The sequence below is a fragment of the Faecousia intestinalis genome (assembly GCF_040096185.1).
Classification (GTDB): Bacteria; Bacillota; Clostridia; order Oscillospirales; family Oscillospiraceae; genus JAZOXB01.
Genome location: NZ_JBBMFF010000244.1, coordinates 66,904 through 85,579 on the forward strand (window position 1 = coordinate 66,904; position 18,676 = coordinate 85,579).

22 protein-coding genes, 1 other RNA gene and 1 pseudogene are annotated in these 18,676 nt (G+C 50.4%); 18 read left to right on the forward strand and 6 right to left on the reverse strand.

Annotated features, from left to right (window positions below; genetic code table 11):
* Window positions 1-12 precede the first annotated feature (12 nt).
* The 6 genes from WMO66_RS10945 to WMO66_RS10970 all read right to left on the reverse strand — a co-directional run bounded on the left by WMO66_RS10945 (window position 13) and on the right by WMO66_RS10970 (window position 2,598).
* Window positions 13-441, reverse strand: a complete 429-nt coding sequence (locus WMO66_RS10945) for a helix-turn-helix domain-containing protein (protein ID WP_187031804.1) — start codon at window positions 439-441, stop codon at window positions 13-15.
* Window positions 442-455: 14 nt separating this feature from the next.
* Window positions 456-1,301: a phosphoadenosine phosphosulfate reductase domain-containing protein gene (locus WMO66_RS10950; RefSeq protein ID WP_349136505.1), complete on the reverse strand. Its 846-nt coding sequence runs from the start codon at window positions 1,299-1,301 to the stop codon at window positions 456-458.
* Window positions 1,302-1,307: 6 nt separating this feature from the next.
* Window positions 1,308-1,928, reverse strand: coding sequence for a SprT-like domain-containing protein (locus tag WMO66_RS10955; RefSeq protein WP_349136506.1), 621 nt, complete (start codon window positions 1,926-1,928; stop codon window positions 1,308-1,310).
* 24 nt (window positions 1,929-1,952) lie between these two features.
* Entirely contained in the window at window positions 1,953-2,159 is a 207-nt protein-coding gene (locus WMO66_RS10960; RefSeq protein WP_097791491.1) for a helix-turn-helix domain-containing protein, read from the reverse strand.
* Window positions 2,160-2,291: 132 nt separating this feature from the next.
* Window positions 2,292-2,358: hammerhead ribozyme type II (locus WMO66_RS10965), an RNA gene on the reverse strand.
* The gene (locus tag WMO66_RS10970) at window positions 2,359-2,598 is read right to left on the reverse strand and encodes a hypothetical protein (protein WP_349136507.1); all 240 of its coding nucleotides are present in this window, start codon (window positions 2,596-2,598) and stop codon (window positions 2,359-2,361) included.
* A 196-nt stretch (window positions 2,599-2,794) separates the two neighbouring features.
* On the opposite strand from WMO66_RS10970, the gene WMO66_RS10975 reads away from it, so the two are divergent.
* From WMO66_RS10975 to WMO66_RS11060, 18 genes and pseudogenes are all read left to right on the forward strand, one after another.
* The gene (locus WMO66_RS10975; RefSeq protein ID WP_349136508.1) at window positions 2,795-3,424 is read left to right on the forward strand and encodes a LexA family protein; all 630 of its coding nucleotides are present in this window, start codon (window positions 2,795-2,797) and stop codon (window positions 3,422-3,424) included.
* 14 nt (window positions 3,425-3,438) lie between these two features.
* Window positions 3,439-4,011 carry a hypothetical protein gene (locus WMO66_RS10980; RefSeq protein ID WP_349136509.1) on the forward strand — a complete coding sequence of 191 codons (573 nt, stop codon included), beginning with the start codon at window positions 3,439-3,441 and terminating at the stop codon, window positions 4,009-4,011.
* Between the two features lie 318 nt (window positions 4,012-4,329).
* Complete coding sequence (locus WMO66_RS10985; protein WP_349136510.1) at window positions 4,330-5,343, forward strand: tyrosine-type recombinase/integrase; 1,014 nt, start codon at window positions 4,330-4,332, stop codon at window positions 5,341-5,343.
* Window positions 5,344-5,944: 601 nt separating this feature from the next.
* Entirely contained in the window at window positions 5,945-6,130 is a 186-nt protein-coding gene (locus WMO66_RS10990) for a hypothetical protein (RefSeq protein ID WP_033118356.1), read from the forward strand.
* Entirely contained in the window at window positions 6,131-6,463 is a 333-nt protein-coding gene (locus tag WMO66_RS10995) for a replication initiator protein A (RefSeq protein WP_006859272.1), read from the forward strand.
* Window positions 6,460-6,762 (forward strand): DUF3847 domain-containing protein, encoded by a 303-nt coding sequence (locus WMO66_RS11000; protein ID WP_006859273.1) that lies wholly within the window; start codon window positions 6,460-6,462, stop codon window positions 6,760-6,762. The genes WMO66_RS10995 and WMO66_RS11000 overlap by 4 nt, the downstream gene beginning before the upstream one ends.
* A gap of 287 nt (window positions 6,763-7,049) precedes the next feature.
* A complete protein-coding gene (locus WMO66_RS11005; protein WP_006859274.1) occupies window positions 7,050-7,409 on the forward strand; it encodes an SdpI family protein in 360 nt (119 codons plus the stop codon).
* 152 nt (window positions 7,410-7,561) lie between these two features.
* The gene (mobQ, locus tag WMO66_RS11010; protein ID WP_006859284.1) at window positions 7,562-9,151 is read left to right on the forward strand and encodes a MobQ family relaxase; all 1,590 of its coding nucleotides are present in this window, start codon (window positions 7,562-7,564) and stop codon (window positions 9,149-9,151) included.
* 64 nt (window positions 9,152-9,215) lie between these two features.
* Entirely contained in the window at window positions 9,216-9,857 is a 642-nt protein-coding gene (locus WMO66_RS11015) for a CHC2 zinc finger domain-containing protein (RefSeq protein WP_014081132.1), read from the forward strand.
* 13 nt (window positions 9,858-9,870) lie between these two features.
* Window positions 9,871-11,163: a virulence-associated E family protein gene (locus tag WMO66_RS11020; protein ID WP_007884071.1), complete on the forward strand. Its 1,293-nt coding sequence runs from the start codon at window positions 9,871-9,873 to the stop codon at window positions 11,161-11,163.
* Between the two features lie 242 nt (window positions 11,164-11,405).
* Window positions 11,406-11,603, forward strand: a complete 198-nt coding sequence (locus WMO66_RS11025) for a hypothetical protein (RefSeq protein ID WP_006858666.1) — start codon at window positions 11,406-11,408, stop codon at window positions 11,601-11,603.
* Window positions 11,604-11,609: 6 nt separating this feature from the next.
* On the forward strand, window positions 11,610-13,274 hold the full coding sequence (locus tag WMO66_RS11030) for a recombinase family protein (protein WP_349136511.1): 1,665 nt from the start codon (window positions 11,610-11,612) through the stop codon (window positions 13,272-13,274).
* Window positions 13,275-13,363: 89 nt separating this feature from the next.
* Window positions 13,364-13,447, forward strand: a pseudogene (locus tag WMO66_RS11035) (Maff2 family mobile element protein); the annotation flags it as partial.
* Between the two features lie 70 nt (window positions 13,448-13,517).
* Window positions 13,518-14,381, forward strand: a complete 864-nt coding sequence (locus WMO66_RS11040; protein ID WP_349136512.1) for a VirB6/TrbL-like conjugal transfer protein, CD1112 family — start codon at window positions 13,518-13,520, stop codon at window positions 14,379-14,381.
* Between the two features lie 10 nt (window positions 14,382-14,391).
* Complete coding sequence (locus tag WMO66_RS11045) at window positions 14,392-14,940, forward strand: MT-A70 family methyltransferase (protein ID WP_349136513.1); 549 nt, start codon at window positions 14,392-14,394, stop codon at window positions 14,938-14,940.
* Between the two features lies 1 nt (window position 14,941).
* A complete protein-coding gene (locus WMO66_RS11050) occupies window positions 14,942-15,334 on the forward strand; it encodes a PrgI family protein (RefSeq protein WP_257332829.1) in 393 nt (130 codons plus the stop codon).
* Window positions 15,294-17,690: a VirB4-like conjugal transfer ATPase, CD1110 family gene (locus tag WMO66_RS11055; protein WP_349136514.1), complete on the forward strand. Its 2,397-nt coding sequence runs from the start codon at window positions 15,294-15,296 to the stop codon at window positions 17,688-17,690. Before WMO66_RS11050 ends, WMO66_RS11055 begins: the two co-directional genes overlap by 41 nt.
* Window positions 17,687-18,643, forward strand: a complete 957-nt coding sequence (locus tag WMO66_RS11060; protein ID WP_349136515.1) for a DNA-methyltransferase — start codon at window positions 17,687-17,689, stop codon at window positions 18,641-18,643. The genes WMO66_RS11055 and WMO66_RS11060 overlap by 4 nt, the downstream gene beginning before the upstream one ends.
* Window positions 18,644-18,676 lie beyond the last annotated feature (33 nt).

The window sequence follows — 18,676 nt, forward strand, 5'->3', positions numbered from 1 at the left end:
CTTTTCTAAAAATCAGGCCGTAAGGCCGAAGAAAGAATTGAACTGATCAGCACCCACATAATCACGGAACTTGGTGGGGTTGATGTAGTAATTCCAGCAAGCGCCGGTTCCGGGAACAGCGTTCCCGAAGGGAAGAAGGCCACGCTGAAGGCCGATTCTGACAAACTGATCAGATTTGCCCATGCACCGGGCGGCTTCCTTCACGCTGATCTTCTTGATGGGCGGTTCCGCAACCGGGGCGGCTCCATAACCCATCAGGTAATCAAAGGAAACGCCGGTTGCATCGGCAAGGGCCTTGATACGGTCAGGGCCGGGGGTGTTCTTCCCGGAAAGGTATTGGCTGATAGCGGCCTTGGAAGCCCCGGCCTGTTCAGACAGGGCGGATTGGCTCATATTGGCCTGTTCCATGGCGTTCTTCAAACGCTCTGCAAAGGTGGTCATTGTGCGTACTCCTTTCATTTTTGTGGTTCGGCTTCTGCAAGCCGCTTCCGAAGTTCGGTCATAAATTCACGGGTTCGGTTGATCGGAAGGCCAGCGGCAAGGCGTTCATCTTCAAAAGCAAAACGGATTTCCAGTTGATCAACTGAATAATCAGCCCGGAAGGTTCGCCAAGTCCGGTGTTCCATGTCCAACAGCTTTGCCCACAGATCGGGAAAATGTTTTCGCAAGTTCCGTAATTCTTCAAGGCTCTGCAACGGACAGCACCAACAGGAAACCCGGTGGAAAATCTCATACAAGCCACCCCAATCAAAACCGTGGGAATAGCAGTATTTCAAACAATCGGCTTCCGTCCAACCCCATTCCGCCAATGGGTGACGGTGTTCGGGGTTCTGATTGTGTTCCCGTTCCAACCGGTATTCTTCATCAGCCGCAAGGCCAATCAACTGAATAACGGTGTATTCTTCACGAAGATGGGCGAGATACCTATTGATGATTCTGGTTTTCAATTCAGCAGTACACCAACGGGCTTGCGGCCCCGGCCAGCTTTGACCTTTTTTATCTTGCAATTCAGGGTTGTGGCGCTTGGGTTGGTATTCAAACATAAACCAATCAAAAGATTTTGGATTTTGAACCCGTGTGAACTTGATTCCCGCATCCATGAAGATTTTTTCAAGCTGGTTGATATGCTCCATCATGGCCGGGAACTCCATCCATGTGTCACAGTACACCACTTCATGAAGGGGATATGTGACAGGATCGGTCTTGTGTCGGGCCAGCCATTCAAGGCCAAGGGCGGTGGAATCCTTACCACCCGAAAGGGATAGAACCCAATATTCGGGTTTCGGGTTTATTTCATTCATTGGTTATCACTCCTGTTCTTCAAAGGCCACTTCACATTCTCCACAGAGAACATGAACTTCCTTGGTGGCCCGGATGATGGTTCCGCAACAGGGGCAAACATACTTACGGGAACTTGATCCCCCCCCCTTTCGGGAACCCTTCAGCGGATTGGTACGGGGCCGAACCAGACAGAACCCGGACTTACCAAGGGATTTCACAAAGGCTTCAGCTTGCGGGTTTAGGGTGGTTTTGTGCCATCCATACTTTTCGCCTTTCTCCACGGTCAGCCCGTGGGCTTCAGCAGTTTCCTTGAACTTCCGGTTGTGGTAAGAACCAGAACGGGAAGTGTCTTGAACTTTGTCCTGAAGGTTCTGAAGGTGAACCATTTCGTGAAGCAAGGTTCCACAGGTTTCTTCAAAGGGGCGGTTCAGGTATTCGGCACACAGGTTGATTTCGTAATAGCCGCCTTCCTTGGTGCCGTCTTGCCACGCCTTCCAACCGGTACACCACCCATAGGTCCCACGGGTATGATCCGGGGAAACGGTGATCACAGGCTTTTCCAGTTTCCCTTCAAAGAAGGCTTTGTTGAACTTTGAAAACAAGGTTTCAAGTTCATCAATGACCGGTTTCAAACTGACTTCATTCATGATTCTTACTCCTTGCGGTGTCCTTTAGGACACTTTCGCATCAAAAAAAATTCCCACCGGGGTTTCAAGGTTCAGAAAATCCACGATCTTCTGAATCTCGCCTTGGGTGAACTCCGAACCCCCATTACACTTTCGGTAAAAGGCGGATCGGGAAATCCCAAGGACTTCACACAGCTTGGCACGGGTGACACCCCGAACAGACATTTCATATTCCAAGCGGGCCTTGTTCATTCGCTCACATCCTTTCTTCAAAAATAGAACAGCCAAAGCCCCAACAAGCAATTTCCGGGCGGTCATATCTTTTACATGGGGATTGATACCCAATACCCGAACCCATAAACCGGGGGCGCTCATGTTGTCGCTGTTGCCCTGCCATCATCAGCACCGGTGGGGCGGTTCCGGTGGACGGGCCATCAGGCCCGTTTCGGCTTTAAGAATTGAAACATCCTTCTCCGATCACTGCGAAGTAATGCCAACGAAATTCTTCATCAGCTTTAAGAAGGCGAACCTTGATCCCAAATTGGTGCATACCGCTGAAGCGCCTATCGCAAGCCCATTTATGAATTGCAATTTCTTTGGCTTCTTTGGCGGTTTTCGCTTCAACATGGATGATCCAACTTTGTTCCCCGCCTTTCTTTGTATAAAAACGAACTTCATAATACTTACTCATATCTCATATACCCCTTTCGGTGTCTTATTCGCTTTTACCGTGTCCTTTAGGACACCATCATAGTATCACACCCCTTGTCGCTTGTCAACCCCATTTGTGGATTAAAAGAAACTTTTTTTGTTTTTTCGCTTTAGGGGTTGCAAAAAAGACACATTGCGGTTATACTGTTGTTACTAACCGTGAAAGGGGTGTTGATGTGGCTGATTTGACTATGGGCCAAAAAATCAAGACTTTGCGTGAAGAAAATAATCTTACTCTTGAACAGGTGGGCAATGCTGTTGGCGTAGGTAAAAGCACCGTTCGGAAATGGGAAAATGGGATTATTGCCAATATGCGCCGTGATAAAATAGCAGACTTGGCGAAAGTTCTTCACACCACACCGGCCTATTTAATGGGCTGGAAAGAAGAAGTTGAATTGGATAACCTATTTAGAATTGAAAAGCGAAAGTTCCCATTACTTGGGAACATTGCTTGTGGAACCCCTATCTTTGCCAACGAAGAAAAGGAACTGTATGTGGAAGCTGGTGCAAACATTCATGCTGATTTCTGCTTGAAGGCCAAGGGTGATTCCATGATCGGGGCCAGAATCTATGACGGGGATATTGTGTTCATCAGAAAACAGGAAATGGTGGATGATGGTGAAATTGCCGCTGTCCTGATTGGTGATGAAGCCACATTGAAGCGTGTTCAATATAATCCTGAAGAAAACGAACTGTTGTTGTTCGCTGAAAATCCAAAGTATAAAACCATGCGTTACACAGGCGAAGAACTGAATCATATCAGGATTCTTGGAAAAGCCGTAGCCTTCCAAAGTGATATTCGTTGAAAGGGGGAAACCTCATGTTTGGAAAAAAAGAACGCTGTGCGATATGCGGTGAAAAACTTTCCTTTACGGCAATTCAAATCAATGGTGGTTCCATTTGTCCTGCTTGCAACCGTCTTTCCACTGGCTCCCCCTTGGCATCTGTGGAACAGGTGAAAAAGGCATGGGAAGAAAACCACAATCGTTTCCGTAACTTCAAACCCGGAATGGTCATTTCAGATTTCGCAAGCGGCTTTTTGTTCATTGATCCTGAACAGAAAATGTTTTACCTGTCCAACAGTAAAAAAACAAAGCTGGAACCTGTTGTTTTCAGGTTCTCTGAAATCAATGCCTTCAAGATTGAACAGGTTGGACAGAAAACCATTACTAAGACAAAAGGCGGGATTGGTAGGGCCGTTGTTGGCGGGGCCTTATTCGGAACAGCCGGGGCCATCGTTGGTGCCGCAACTGCCAAACAGGAAACGAAGGAAGTTGGTGGCGTTCCAATTTTATATGTTGATTTGTCCATCAACGGGATGAACACTACCGTTTCCATCTCCAACCCACCCCTGAAAGCCGCTGATTATCTTGAAAACGCTATGAACGAATAATCCTTCAACATTCAAGATCAAATCCCTTCTGGTTATATTTTTCATACTTCTTATATACTCTTTTTTTTCTTTCATGTTTGAAGTATCTGCACTATCTTGAATGTTGAAGGATTATCCCAAACCGCTTGCCTTACCGGGCTTTTAGTTCATTCAACATCCATTCAAAATGCAAAAAAAAATGACCGCCCCCGGTCTTGCACACCGGAAGCGGTCAGGCGAAACAAACCCTTTTGAAGTTAATGTTTCAAACGCCTTTGAACATTATATCACATGGGGTTTAGCTTTGCCATACCCAATTTTGAAAGTTCAGGTGATATAATGCGAAATCCAAACGGGTATGGAACGGTTGCAAAGCTATCAGGCCAACGCCGCCGCCCATACATTGTGAAGAAAACCATAGGTTGGAATGACAAAGGCCATCCCATCTATGACATTATTGGCTATGCTGAAACCCGTGAGGCCGGGAACATCATGCTTGCTGAATACAACCGTGATCCTTGGGATGTTGACCGGGCCAAGATCACCCTTCAACAGCTTTTTGACCTCTGGAAAGAAAAGAAGGCCCCGAAGCTGGGTGAATCCAATCGTTCTTCCCTCTGTTCAGCGTTCAAGCATTGTTCAGCGTATGTGAACAAACCTTACAAGCAACTGCGATCCTACCAAATGCAAGAAACCATTGATGGTTGTGGGAAAGGGTATAGCACCCAAGCGGCCATTAAGAACCTGTGGGGCCACCTTGACCGGTTCGCCCTTGAAATGGATATAATAAACCGGTGCTTCTCCGAACTTCTGACTTCTGATCCAATACCGCCCACCAGCCGCCTTCCGTTCACCAACGATGAAATCAAAACGGTATGGGAACATCAGTCTGATCCTTGGGTTGATACTGTTTTGATCTTGCTATATTCCGGGTGGCGTATCTCTGAATTTTTGAACCTGAAACCTGAAGATATAGACTTGAAGGAAGGCACGATGAAGGGCGGCACCAAAACGAAAGCCGGTAAGAACCGCATTGTTCCCATCCATCCAAAGATCAGGCCCTTGATTGAACGGCGGCTTGCCGAAGGTGGCCCCCGGCTGATCAGCTACAATGGGAAGATTTGCAATCAAACCCAATACCGGATATTTTGGGCGGATATTATGAAGGCCCTGAAGCTGAACCATACCCCGCACGAATGCCGCCACACCTTTGAAACCAAATTGGATAGCGCCGGGGCCAACCGGAAATGTATTGATTTGCTCATGGGTCATGTGTCCAAGGACACGGGAAACCGGGTCTATAATCACAAGACTTTGGACGAACTGAAGGCCACCGTGGAACTGATTCCATAGGGTTCAAACCGGTGAACATTTTAGGCCGCTGAACGCTGAACTATGCACACATTAGTAACAAGAAAACCCCGAACCCCTGAAAAATCAAGGGTTCTGGGTTCGTCTGTTTTTATTTTACCATATACCGTTCCGAAATCGTGGAATTTTTCGATTTTGGGGCGGTTTTCCTATTTTATGGACATACGGGAAAGGGTTCAAAAATGAGCTATGATTAAGTCAGTTCATCGATGGATTATTTCCAATCGAATGACCGGCCTGATGGGATATGCTCCCCGGCGATGTAGCGCAACGACCTGCGGCAAGGAAATGGAGGAACCTTGACCGCAGCGAGCGTACCAACGGGAACGAAACGCCGCTGTGAGATTCAGGGGCAGGAACGACAGCAGGACAACCCGGCAGAACTGATACCAAAACGCTACCCAAACACGACAAATCGGCGGGGTGTAGTCTGCCCCGTCCGTAATACTATGGGGCATTTCAAAGCGGCTCTATGGCCGTATTTTCCTTGAAAATCGCCCCGAAACATGACACCAAAAACCTTTATCCGCCTGTTCCCGTTGTTACGGCTGAAATGGGCGGATTTTCTATGATAGGAGGCACTATGCCGAGAATGAGCAAGAAACGGAAGTTGGAGCTTTCCTTCTTCCTCAATGACCGGGGGCGTGTGGCCTACAACGACCTGTGCCGGAAGTGCCAGCATAAGTGCAAGCAGAGTTTCCGGGCTGTCGTGATAGACTGCCCCCATTACCTGTCAAAACGAGCCAAGCGAAAGGAGAAAATCAGTTAAATGGAATTTGAATTTATGAGCGCAGACACGGTTCTGCCGCCTTGTATGCCGCTACCCGCCGCAATGCTTCGGCTGCCGATCAGCAGCACAGCAAAAGTCATGTATGCCCGTCTGCTGAACACCACCCTTACGGCAGGGATAGAGGATAGCAACGGCATTTTGTTTGTCCGTTTTCCTATCATGGAATTAGCGGCAGCCCTCTCCCGCAGCCCCGTCACTGTGAAGCGTTCCCTGAAAGAATTGGAGGACATCGGGCTTATCCTGCGGGTGCGCCGGGGTGTGGGAGAACCAAACCGCATTTACACGCTGCTTCCCAAAGGAGGGCTGCCATGATAAATGAGAAGCTGGAAAAGCTGAATCAGGAGATTGCCAAAGGCGAAGCCAGACTGCGGCGGGCGCAGCATGAAGAAAAAATACTGGAACACCAGGTGAAGCAGCTTACCCGGAAGGAACGGACGCACCGGCTCTGTACCAGAGGAGCTATGCTGGAAAGTTTCCTTTTAAGGCCGGAAGTGCTGACAGACGAGGATGTGATGGACATTCTGAAACAGGCATTTTCTCAAAGTGGCATGAAGGAAATAGTTGCAGAAAGCGTGAAAGGGCGGGTAGCCGGGGAATCCCTTACGGAGTAAGGGCGCAACTATACACCGGTCAAGCCGGTGCGTTGCGCCCTGCCGGGGGCTTCCTGCGGAAAGCGGATGATTTTCAGCACCGTTGCGGCTGCTTCCAATCATCACAGGGGACGCTACACTTCCCCTGCGCTGGCTGCGCCAGCTACCCCTTTGTGGACTTGCCGCCCGGGAACACCTTGCGCTGCAAGCTGTTCCCGTCCAGCAAGTTTACAATTTATCTATTCCAAAACAGGACTGCCCGTAGTATAATAAAGCTAATGACGAACACTATCTAAGGAGATGGTTTTATGTATGGATTGATTGCTTTGAATTTCATCATACCCTTTGTTATGGTTTTTGTAGGATATATCTTAAAGAAGCACCCGGTAAAAGATATGACATCCGGTAACGGATACAATACGCCTACATCTCGGAAGTCACAAGAGCATTGGGATTATGCACAAAGCATAGCACCTAATATTTTTATTGGTATTGGCAAAACATTAGGTTTGGTAGAAATCGTTTTGTGTATATCCTTACTTCTTCTTAATATTTCTACACAGACTACCGTATTTGCAGGAGTAGTTGTTGGAATTATTTTTCTGATTTTTGGATTTTATAAAACAGAAACTGGAATTACAAGTAAATTTGCGAACAAAAACTTTTAAGCTATTAGACAGCTTTCCATCATCGAGCCAACCTGACCCGAATCTTCAAAACTGAATACTAATCGCCTACCAGCGACACCACTAAGCAGGAAATCAGAAACGGTTTCCTGCTTTTCTTTTGCCCAAAATCAACCACAGGAAGGAGGAACGCTATGCCCTGTCCACACCATGATATAAAAATAATCCAGCGCAGCAACCACCAGTCAGCCGTTGCGTCTGCCGCCTACCAGAGTGGGGAACGGCTGTTTTCCGAGTACGACCAGAAGCAGAAATACTATTCCCATAAAAGCGAGATTGTCCATACAGAAATCATGCTGCCGCCCCACGCCCCACCAGCGTATGCAGACCGCAATACTTTGTGGAACGCCGCCGAAGCTATCGAGAAGCAATGGAACTCCCAGCTTGCCCGGAGAATCGTGCTTGCCATACCGAGGGAAATCCCCCCGGAACAGCACGCCGACCTTATCCGGGACTACTGCCGGGAGTTTTTTGTTTCTAAAGGCATGATTGCCGATTTTGCCATCCACGACAAAGGGAATGGGAATCCCCACGCCCACATCCTGCTGACCATGCGGGCAATGGACGAAAACGGGAAATGGCTTCCCAAGAGCCGGAAGGTTTATGACCTTGACGAGAACGGCGAGCGTATCCGGCTCCCGTCCGGGAGCTGGAAAAGCCACAAGGAGGATACCGTGGACTGGAACGACCAGAAGTACGGAGAGATCTGGCGGCAGGGCTGGGCGGCTACCGCTAACCGCTATCTGGAAGCCAACGGACGCCCGGAGCGCCTTGACCTTCGTTCCTATGAACGGCAGGGGCTTGATAAAATCCCCACCGTCCATATGGGGCCAGCAGTCAGCCAGATGGAGAAACGAGGGATACAGACCAACATCGGCAACTTGAACCGGGACATCAAAGCCGCCAATTCCCTTATGCAATCTATCCGGCAGATGGTACGCCACCTGAAAGGCTGGATTGCAGACCTGAAGGAGAAAAAAGCCGCCCTGCTGGAAGCCTTGCAGGAATCGAAGGAACCCACCCTGCCGGAGCTGCTGGGGAAATATCTGGATTTGCGCCGGGAGGAACGTACAGGCTGGACAAGCAAAGGCCAGCTTACAGGCAGCGTTGCCGATTTCAACAAGGTTATGGAAGCTATCCGCTATCTGCGGGAAAAGGAGCTGTCCACTGTGCAGAGTTTGGACGCTTATCTGGATACCGTCAGCGGGCAGGCCGTTTCCATCCGGGCAGAGATGAAGCCGAAAGAACAGCGTATGAAAGAAATCAACACCCTGCTTTCCCATATCGCCAACTTTGAAGCCCATAAGCCGGTTCATGTGGAGTATGCTGCCATCCGGTTTAAGAAGCCACGGGAACAGTTTGCCGCCGCCCATCGGGACGAGCTGGACGCCTATAATGCCGCTATCCGTTATTTCAAGGTGCATTTGAAGGAGAAGAAGTACAGCATTAAAAAGCTGAATGAGGAACAGACACAGCTTGCCGGAGAAGTTGCCGGATATAAGGAACGGTTGTCCGCATTACAGGAGGATGTGAAGATTCTCCGGGATGTGCGTCACTGGCTCAATCAGGTTCTTCCGTCTGAACAGTACCGCCAGACCGCCGAGCCGGGAAAGAAACCGTCCATCCAGCAGGCAGTCAAAGGCCGGACGCAGCGTATCCGGGAAGAACAGGCCGAGAAACGGAAGCAGCCCCGCACAGAGAAAAAACAGGATATGGAACTTTAATAGGCGCTTGCTATTTTCTTTTTCGAGAATGACAGGCGCTTTTCTTATTTTCAGGAGGATTTATTTGAATGTATTTAAAGCTGTCAAGCAGTCTGTTACCACCCGGCAGGCTGCGGAGCATTTTGGAATCCGGGTGGGACGAAACGGGATGTGTGTCTGCCCCTTCCATGCTGATAAAAACCCCAGCATGAAGGTTGACCGGCGCTTTCACTGTTTCGGCTGTCAGGCAGACGGGGATGTGATTGACTTTGTTTCCCGTCTGGAAGCTGTCAGTCCGAAGGAAGCCGCCCTCATGCTGGCGCAGGAGTTCTCCATCCCCTATGAGGACAGGGAACCACCCGGCAGGAGAAAACCCAAACCCCGGCAGGAAACCCCGGAACAGCGGTTTTGCCGCATGGAGCGTTACTGCTTCCGGGTGCTGTCCGATTATTACCATCTTCTGCGCCGCTGGAAACGGGACTATGCCCCTAAGATGCCGGAAGAAGCATGGCACCCGCTTTTTGTGGAAGCCTTGCAGAAGCAATCCCATGTGGAATATCTGCTGGATGTGCTGCTCTCCCCGGATATGGAGGAACGGGCAGTCCTTATCGTTGACTATGGAAAGGAAGTGAGCAATCTTGAAAGACGAATGGCAGAGCTTGCCGCCCAAGATACGGCAGGCCGCAGAACAGACCATACAAGAAGCAGCCCCGCCCCGGAGCATTGAGGAAGTAAAGGCCATGCTGGAAAGCACCGAGAAAGGCAGCGTCCGCAACAGTATCCGCAACTGCCTGACCGTCTTTCAGAATGACCCGCTGCTTTCCGGGGCAATCGCAAAAAATCTGCTGACCGAGCGAGTGGACATTGTAAAGCCCATCGGCTACCACCGCATCGGCACCGCCATCACGGACACGGATATGAACTATCTGCTCCTGTATCTGGAAGAAACCTATGGGCTTACCAGTGAGAAAAAGATTACCGCCGCCATCGGGATTGTTGCCAATGAAAACGGCTACCACCCCGTCCGGGACTACCTGAACGGCCTTTCATGGGATGGGCAGGAGCGTATCCGCTATTGCCTGCGCCACTTTCTGGGAGCCGACACCGACCAGTACACCTATGAAGCCCTGCGGCTGTTCCTGCTGGGAGCCATCCACCGGGCATTTTGCCCCGGCTGTAAATTTGAAGTCATGCTCTGTCTGGTGGGCGGTCAGGGAGCCGGGAAATCCACCTTTTTCCGGCTGCTGGCAGTAAAAGACGAGTGGTTTTCCGATGATTTGCGGAAGCTGGATGATGATAACGTGTACCGCAAGCTGCAAGGCCACTGGATTATCGAGATGTCGGAGATGATTGCCACCGCCAATGCCAAGAGCATTGAGGAAATCAAGTCATTTTTAAGCCGACAGAAGGAGGTCTATAAAATCCCATACGAAACCCACCCGGAGGACAGGCTGCGGCAATGTGTGTTCGGCGGCACTTCCAATGCCCTTGACTTCCTGCCCCTTGACCGTTCCGGCAACCGGCGCTTCCTGCCGGTCATGGTGTACCCGGAACAGGCCGAGGTTCACATTTTGGAGGACGAAGCCGCTTCCAGAGCCTATCTTGCACAGGTCTGGGCAGAAGCCATGACGGTTTACCGCAGCGGGGATTTTAAGCTGTCTTTCAGCCCGGAAATGGTGCGCTATCTCAAAGAACACCAGCGGGATTTCATGCCGGAGGACACCAAGGCCGGGATGATACAGGCATACCTTGACCGCTATACCGGCGGCATGGTGTGTTCCAAGCAGCTTTTCAAGGAAGCCCTGAACCACCCCTTTGACGAGCCGAAGCAATGGGAAATCCGGGAAGTCAACGACATCATGAACCATTGCGTGACGGGCTGGAATTACTTTTCCAACCCCCGTGTGTTCCCGGAATACGGCAGGCAAAAGGGCTGGGAGCGTGAAACGAAAGCAACGGACATCAGCAACGGAGCTGAAAAAATCCCGGAAGGATTTGAGGAAGTCACGGAACAGATGGAGCTTCCCTTCTGAAAAATGCAGCCGGTTGCCGACCCTGTTGCACTCCCGTTGCCGAGCCGGTTGCCGGGAAACCCCCCGTAACTGCGGGCTTTTCCCCTTATCAGCAACCAAAACAACAGAAAAATAAAAGAAAATAAAAATAAGAGCCAAACTGCCAGACAGAGATAGTTTTCAGGTTTTTTGAAGCCCGTTGCCGGACTTCGTTGCCGACCTTCTCCTTGTCTGGCTTATTCTATTATGGAGGATAACTGCCTATGGCAAAAACGAAAACAGAGATTCATGTTACCACAGTTTTTGACGGCGAACTGGACGCCACAGACGTCTTTGTGAGCCTGATTGCCCAAAAATATGGGCAGAATACCAGCAAAGAAAATCTTGCGAAAACACAAGATTTAGAGTATAATAAGGATGAGGTTCAGAAGAACCGTGTTCCGTCTGGATTGTGCGGGTAAACGGTTATGATGAACGGATATGAATATACAGACATGGACGCAATACTGGCAGGCAGCTTCCGGGCAGCCATCTATTGCAGGCTTTCCAAAGACGATGACCTTGACGGGGAGAGCGCCAGTATTGCCAACCAGCGGGATATGCTGGAAAAATACTGCGAAAAGCAGGGATGGGAGGTTGTGGCAGTCTATCAGGACGATGGCTACACGGGGCTGAACATGGAGCGCCCCGACCTGAAACGGATGCTCAAAGCCATCGAGCGCAGGCAGATAAACCTTGTCATAACGAAAGATTTATCGAGGTTGGGCAGAAATTATTTGCAGACCGGCACACTCATTGAGGACTTCTTTCCCCGCCACGGCGTCCGCTATATCGCCATGAATGACGGTATCGACACCATGCGGGAGAATAACGACATTGCGCCGTTCAAGAACATCCTCAACGAGATGTACAGCAAGGATATTTCCAAGAAGGTACATTCCTCTTACCTTCTGAAAGCCCAGCAAGGCCAGTTTACCGGCTGTATCGCCCCTTTCGGGTATCAGAAAGACCCGGAGGACAAAAACCATCTGCTGGTGGACGAGGAAACCGCCCCCATTGTCCGGCAAATCTTCCGCTGGGCGCTGGAAGGACACGGCCCGAACTTTATCCGGCGCAGGCTGGAAGAACAGAAGGTGCCTTGCCCTACATGGTGGAACCGGGAACGGGGCTTCCGCAATGTCCGCACTAAATGGGAAAAGAAAGACCCGGTAAACGGGCGGTATATGTGGGATTTTTCGGTAATCAAGGACATCCTGATGAATCCCGTCTATACCGGGGCTATCGCTTCCCAGAAGAAGGACTACCGCTTCAAAATCGGCACCATCGGGGAAAAAAAGCCGCAGGACTGGATTGTGGTGGAGGAACGGCATGAGCCGATTGTTGACCGCAAGAGCTTTGACATCGTGCAGGACAAGCTGAAATCCCGGCAGCGTTCCCGCCAGACCGGGGAAATCAGCCTGTTTGCGGGGCTTCTCAAATGTGGCGAGTGTGGGAAATCACTGACTATCCGCTACACCAACGACAAGCACCCGAAGCAGATTTATTCCTGTAAGACCTATAATGCCTATGGGAAACAGCACTGTACCCAGCACCGTGTGGAGTACGAAACCCTTTACCGCCTTGTGCTGAACAAAATCCGGGAATGTGCGAAGGCCGCCCTGATGGACGGGGAAGCTGTTGCCGGACGGCTTACCAACACCTGTGAAGCCGAGCAGAAAGGCCAGCGGGAAGCGTTGGAGCGTTCCCTGACGAAGCACGAGGAACGGATTGAGGTACTGGAAAAAATGGTGCTGCGGCTCTATGAGGACATGGTTGCCGGACGTATCAGCGAAGCAAACTTCAATCTCATTCTGGATAAGACGCAGAAGGAACAGGCTGAACTAAAGGAACGGGTTGAACAGGGGCGCAGGAAGCTGGCTGATGAAATCCGCCTTGCCGTGGACGCCAAGCAATGGGTGGACGCCATTCAGGAATACGCCGACATCACGGAGCTGGACGCTGCCACCCTCAACCGTCTGATTAAAGAAATCGTTGTCCATGAACACATCGACAGCGATAAGACACGACACATTTCTATTGAAATTCATTTTAATCTCAAACCCATCCCGGAGGTGGAACAGGTCACGGCCTGACCTGTTCCCGCCGGGGCGGTTCTAAAAAAATTCCATAAATTTCTTGACACGCCGCCGCCCGCCATCGAGCAGAGTTTTACACCTATTTTGGTATGAAACAGCTCATGGCGGGCGGCGGCGTCGCTTTGATCGGCGGCACCCTTGTTCCCCTGCTTTCTCAACTTTTTGGATAATGCCTAAAACAAATACCACCCGCCGCGCCCTCTCGGAAACGGGAGGGCGCGGGAAAGGAGGGATTAACTTTTGATATGGCAGATGATTGAAGATTGGTTTCGCGGCATTTTGACAGACGGGATTTTATCGAACCTTTCCGGCTTGTTTGACAGCGTAAATACAGAGGTTGGAGAAATCGCAACACAAGTCGGCACGACCCCCGCCGGGTGGAACGCGGGCATATTCAACATGATACGCAGCCTTTCGGAAAACGTCATTGTACCGATTGCGGGCGTTATCATTACCTTTGTCATGTGCTACGAACTAATCCAGCTTGTAATTGAAAAAAACAATCTGCACGATCTCGACACTTGGATATTTTTCAAGTGGATTTTCAAAACCTTTGTCGCGGTGCTGCTGGTAACAAATACTTGGAACATCGTCATGGGTGTTTTCGATATTACGCAGAGCGTCGTCAACGACAGCGCGGGCGTTATCATATCCGACACCAGCATAGATATTGCAACCGTTATCACCGACATAGAAGCAAAGCTGGACGCTATGAGCGTCGGCGGGCTTTTGGGGCTATGGTTTCAATCCCTCTTTGTAGGGCTTACCATGAAAGCCCTCTCTATCTGCATTATGCTTGTGGTGTACGGGCGCATGATTGAAATATACCTTGTAACGAGTATCGCCCCTATCCCCGTTGCGACAATGGTAAATCACGAATGGGGCGGCATGGGACAGAACTATTTGAAATCCTTGCTTGCCCTCGGTTTCCAAGCGTTTTTAATCCTTGTGTGCGTCGGCATTTACGCGGTTTTGATACAGACAATCGCAGCAACCGACGATATATCCGGCGCGATCTGGTCTTGCATGGGCTATACCGTCCTCTTGTGCTTTACGCTTTTCAAGACGGGAAGCCTTGCAAAGAGCGTCTTTTCGGCGCATTAAGGGGGCGGGAATGAAAAAATATAAAATCATTTACGCAGATCCCCCGTGGCGGTATGAACGAAGCAAGGTACAGGGAGCAGCGGAAAAGCACTATCCCACTATGAGCATTGAGGAACTATGCGCTTTACCTATCAAGGAAATTGCGGACAAGGACTGTATTTTATTCCTATGGGCGACGTTCCCGCAGCTTAAAGAAGCGTTGCAGTTAATCAAGGCTTGGGGCTTTATCTATAAATCCGTTGCCTTTGTATGGTTAAAGCAAAATCGGAAATCGCCCACTTGGTTTTATGGCTTGGGCTTTTGGACGCGAGGAAATGCGGAAATCTGCTTGCTTGCTACCAAAGGACACCCGAAGCGGCAATCAAACAAGGTACATCAATTTATTATTTCCCCCGTCGAGCAGCACAGCAAAAAGCCGGATATAACGCGGGAAAAGATACTTGCCCTTATGGGCGACCTACCGCGTATTGAACTGTTCGCAAGGCAGCATACCCCCGGTTGGGACGTATGGGGAAATGAAATCGCAAGCGACATACGGTTTGCCGGAAAGGAGGTTTGAAATGGCGTATGTAACCGTCCCAAAGGATTTAACCAAAATCAAGAGCAAGGTAATGTTTAACCTTACCAAACGGCAGTTAATTTGTTTCGGCGCGGCGGTGGCTATCGGCTTACCGCTTTTCTTTTTGACAAAGGACAGCGCGGGAACGACAACGGCGGCTTTGTGCATGGTGCTTGCCATGCTGCCTATGTTTCTACTCGCCATGTATGAGAAGAACGGGCAACCGCTGGAAGTGATTATACGGCAATTTGTGGAAGTGAAGTTTCTTCGCCCCAAAGAGCGACCTTATCAGACCAACAATTTTTATGCCGCCCTTGCGCGGCAGGAGCGATTAGATAAGGAGGTACGGGCGATTGTCAAAGGAAAAGGGAAAGACCCAAAACGAAAAGCGTAAACTTACGCGACAGGAAAAGAAACAGATCGACGCGCTTATCCGGCAGGCAAAGGGCGACGGGAAGCCCCATACGGCGCAGGACAGCATACCGTTTGAGCGAATGTATAAGGACGGGATTTGCCGCCTTGCAAACGGGCGGTATTCCAAGTGCATAGAGTTTGAGGACATCAACTATCAGCTTGCGCAGCCGGACGACAAGACCGCCATTTTTGAAGCCCTTTGCGATATGTATAATTCCTTTGACGCTTCTATTGGCGTGCAGCTTTCCCTAATCAGCCGCCATGCGAACAAGGACGATTTTAAAAGCAGTATCACGATTGCCCCGCAGAATGACGACTTTGACAGTATCAGAGCCGAATACACCGAAATGCTTAGGACGCAGCTTGAACGGGGCAACAACGGGCTTATCAAGACAAAGTTCCTCACCTTTACCATTGAAGCAAAGGATATTAAATCGGCGCGGGCGCGGCTTGCCCGTATCGAAACGGACACCCTCAACCATTTTAAGGTAATGGGCGCGGCGGCGCGGGTGCTGGACGGGAAGCAGCGTCTTGAAGTGCTGCATGGGCTGTTCCACCCGGACGGGGAACGCTTTAATTTTGCGTGGGAATGGCTACCCGCAAGCGGCCTTTCCGTCAAAGACTTTATTGCCCCGTCCTCTTTCCGCTTTGGCGACGGGCGAATGTTCCAAATGGGCGAGAAGTACGGCGCAGTTTCCTTTTTGCAGATTGCCGCGCCGGAACTTTCCGACCGTATGCTTGCCGACTTTATGGAAGCGGAAAACGGGATTGTCGTCAATCTGCACATTCAGAGTATCGACCACAACGAAGCGATCAAGACCATTAAGCGCAAGATAACCGACCTTGACCGCATGAAAATCGAGGAACAGAAAAAAGCAATCCGCAGCGGCTACGATATGGATATAATCCCGTCCGACCTTGCCACATACGGCGGCGAAGCGAAAAACCTTTTGCGGGATTTGCAGAGCCGGAACGAGCGAATGTTTTTACTTACCTTGCTTGTGCTGAATATCGCGGACACCAAGCAGAAATTGGATAACGACGTATTTCAGGCTGCAAGTATCGCGCAGAAATACAACTGTATGCTCACCCGCCTTGACTACCGGCAGGAACAGGGGCTTATGTCCTCTATCCCGTTGGGGGAAAACCTAATCCATATCCAGCGGGGCTTGACGACTTCCAGCACCGCTATTTTCGTCCCCTTTACGGTACAAGAGCTGTTCCAAAGCGGCGAAGCGTTGTATTACGGCTTAAACGCCCTTTCCAACAACATGATTTTGTGCGACCGGAAGCGGCTGAAAAACCCTAACGGCCTTATTCTCGGCACACCGGGAAGCGGCAAGAGTTTTTCGGCTAAACGCGAGATCACCAATGCTTTCCTTATTACCGCAGACGATATTATCATTTGCGACCCCGAAGCCGAATATTACCCCCTTGTGGAACGGCTGAAAGGACAGGTTATCAAGGTTTCGCAGAACAGCACGCAGTACATCAACCCGATGGATATTAACCTCAATTACAGCGAGGGCGACACGCCCATAGCGTTAAAGAGTGATTTTATCCTTTCCTTTTGTGAGTTGATTATGGGCGGCAAAAACGGGCTGGAAGCGGTTGAAAAGACCTTGATTGACCGCGCCGTTATCAGCGTGTACCGCAGCTACCTTGCAGACCCGAAGCCGGAAAATATGCCGATATTGGGCGACCTCTACAACGAGATTAGGAAGCAGCCGGAAAAGGAAGCGCAGCGTATCGCGTCGGCATTGGAACTGTATGTAAACGGCAGCTTGAACCTGTTTAACCACCGCACAAACGTTGACATTCACAACCGCCTTGTCTGCTTTGACATTAAGGAACTCGGCACCCAGCTTAAAAAAGTCGGTATGCTCATTATCCAAGACCAAGTGTGGAACCGCGTAACGCTCAACCGCAGCGAGGGCAAGGCGACGCGGTACTACATCGACGAGTTTCATTTGCTCTTGAAAGAGGAACAGACCGCCGCCTATTCCGTTGAAATATGGAAAAGATTTAGAAAATGGGGCGGTATTCCGACAGGTATCACGCAGAACGTCAAAGACCTTTTGACGAGCAGAGAAGTTTCAAACGTTTTTGAAAACAGCGATTTTGTCTATATGCTCAACCAAGCGCAGGGCGACCGGGAAATCCTTGCAAAGCAGCTTAACATTTCGCAGCAGCAAATGACCTATGTAACCCATTCCGACGCGGGCGAGGGGCTTATTTTCTATGGCAACGTCATTTTGCCGTTTATTGACCGTTTCCCGCAGGACACAGAACTCTACCGCGTGATGACGACCAAACCCGGCGAGGTGTCGGCATGAGGATAGAAACGGATAAAATCTATTGCGGCGACAGCTTGCAGGTGCTTCAAGCCTTGCCGGAAAACTGTATTGACTGTTGCGTAACGTCCCCGCCCTACTACGGCTTGCGGGACTACGGCGCAGACGGGCAGATAGGGCGGGAAGCAACGCCGGAGGAATACGTTTCCCGCATTACGGCGGTTTTCCATGAGGTAAAGCGGGTGCTTACGCCGGAGGGCACTTGTTGGCTGAATATCGCGGACACTTATTGCGGCACAGGCAGCAAAGCCGGACACCAAGACCCGAAATATCCCAAAGGCAGGAACGGGCAGCAAGTGGCGGTAAACCACCGCGCCCCCGGCTGCAAGCCGAAAGATTTAATCGGTATTCCGTGGCTTGTAGCCCTTGCCTTGCGGGGCGACGGTTGGTATTTGCGCAGTTCTATCATTTGGCACAAAACAAACCCCATGCCGGAAAGCACGCGGGACAGGCCGACCCGCTGCTATGAATATGTGTTTCTGCTTACCAAGTCAAAGAAGTATTATTACGATTGGCAAGCAGTAGCCGAGCCGATAGCCCCCACAACGGCGGGGCGGCTGAAAAGCGGAGTTAGCAAAGGAAATAAGTATAACGTTACTGTTCCGGGGCAAAACCAACCGCAGAAAATCAACCGCCCCCGCGAAAAGGGCGCATACGCCGACGAGTTGATTTCTCCCGTCCGCAGCCGCCGCAACGTTTGGCAGATTAACAATGTCGGCTATCATGGCGGGCATTTCGCAGCGTTCCCGCCGAAACTTGCGGAAACGTGCATTTTGGCGGGCTGTCCCATCGGCGGGATTGTCCTTGACCCCTTTTTCGGCAGCGGCACGACGGGCATGGTAGCAAAACGGCTTAACCGCCGCTATATCGGCATTGAGTTAAACCCCGACTATTGCGAACTTGCAAAACAGCGGATTGGAGGTGATGAAGATTGAGCAAGGAACTGAAAGCCCCCGACAAGGTAACGC

Excerpts from the sequence above, each read along its gene's own strand:
- WMO66_RS10945 (WP_187031804.1), bottom strand. The coding sequence starts at position 441 with ATGACCACCTTTGCAGAGCGTTTGAAGAACGCCATGGAACAGGCCAAT.
- WMO66_RS10950 (WP_349136505.1), bottom strand. The coding sequence starts at position 1,301 with ATGAATGAAATAAACCCGAAACCCGAATATTGGGTTCTATCCCTTTCG.
- WMO66_RS10955 (WP_349136506.1), bottom strand. The coding sequence starts at position 1,928 with ATGAATGAAGTCAGTTTGAAACCGGTCATTGATGAACTTGAAACCTTG.
- WMO66_RS10960 (WP_097791491.1), bottom strand. The coding sequence starts at position 2,159 with ATGAACAAGGCCCGCTTGGAATATGAAATGTCTGTTCGGGGTGTCACC.
- WMO66_RS10970 (WP_349136507.1), bottom strand. The coding sequence starts at position 2,598 with ATGAGTAAGTATTATGAAGTTCGTTTTTATACAAAGAAAGGCGGGGAA.
- WMO66_RS10980 (WP_349136509.1), top strand. The coding sequence starts at position 3,439 with ATGTTTGGAAAAAAAGAACGCTGTGCGATATGCGGTGAAAAACTTTCC.
- WMO66_RS10985 (WP_349136510.1), top strand. The coding sequence starts at position 4,330 with ATGCGAAATCCAAACGGGTATGGAACGGTTGCAAAGCTATCAGGCCAA.
- WMO66_RS10990 (WP_033118356.1), top strand. The coding sequence starts at position 5,945 with ATGCCGAGAATGAGCAAGAAACGGAAGTTGGAGCTTTCCTTCTTCCTC.
- WMO66_RS10995 (WP_006859272.1), top strand. The coding sequence starts at position 6,131 with ATGGAATTTGAATTTATGAGCGCAGACACGGTTCTGCCGCCTTGTATG.
- WMO66_RS11000 (WP_006859273.1), top strand. The coding sequence starts at position 6,460 with ATGATAAATGAGAAGCTGGAAAAGCTGAATCAGGAGATTGCCAAAGGC.
- WMO66_RS11005 (WP_006859274.1), top strand. The coding sequence starts at position 7,050 with ATGTATGGATTGATTGCTTTGAATTTCATCATACCCTTTGTTATGGTT.
- mobQ (WP_006859284.1), top strand. The coding sequence starts at position 7,562 with ATGCCCTGTCCACACCATGATATAAAAATAATCCAGCGCAGCAACCAC.
- WMO66_RS11020 (WP_007884071.1), top strand. The coding sequence starts at position 9,871 with ATGCTGGAAAGCACCGAGAAAGGCAGCGTCCGCAACAGTATCCGCAAC.
- WMO66_RS11025 (WP_006858666.1), top strand. The coding sequence starts at position 11,406 with ATGGCAAAAACGAAAACAGAGATTCATGTTACCACAGTTTTTGACGGC.
- WMO66_RS11030 (WP_349136511.1), top strand. The coding sequence starts at position 11,610 with ATGATGAACGGATATGAATATACAGACATGGACGCAATACTGGCAGGC.
- WMO66_RS11045 (WP_349136513.1), top strand. The coding sequence starts at position 14,392 with ATGAAAAAATATAAAATCATTTACGCAGATCCCCCGTGGCGGTATGAA.
- WMO66_RS11050 (WP_257332829.1), top strand. The coding sequence starts at position 14,942 with ATGGCGTATGTAACCGTCCCAAAGGATTTAACCAAAATCAAGAGCAAG.
- WMO66_RS11060 (WP_349136515.1), top strand. The coding sequence starts at position 17,687 with ATGAGGATAGAAACGGATAAAATCTATTGCGGCGACAGCTTGCAGGTG.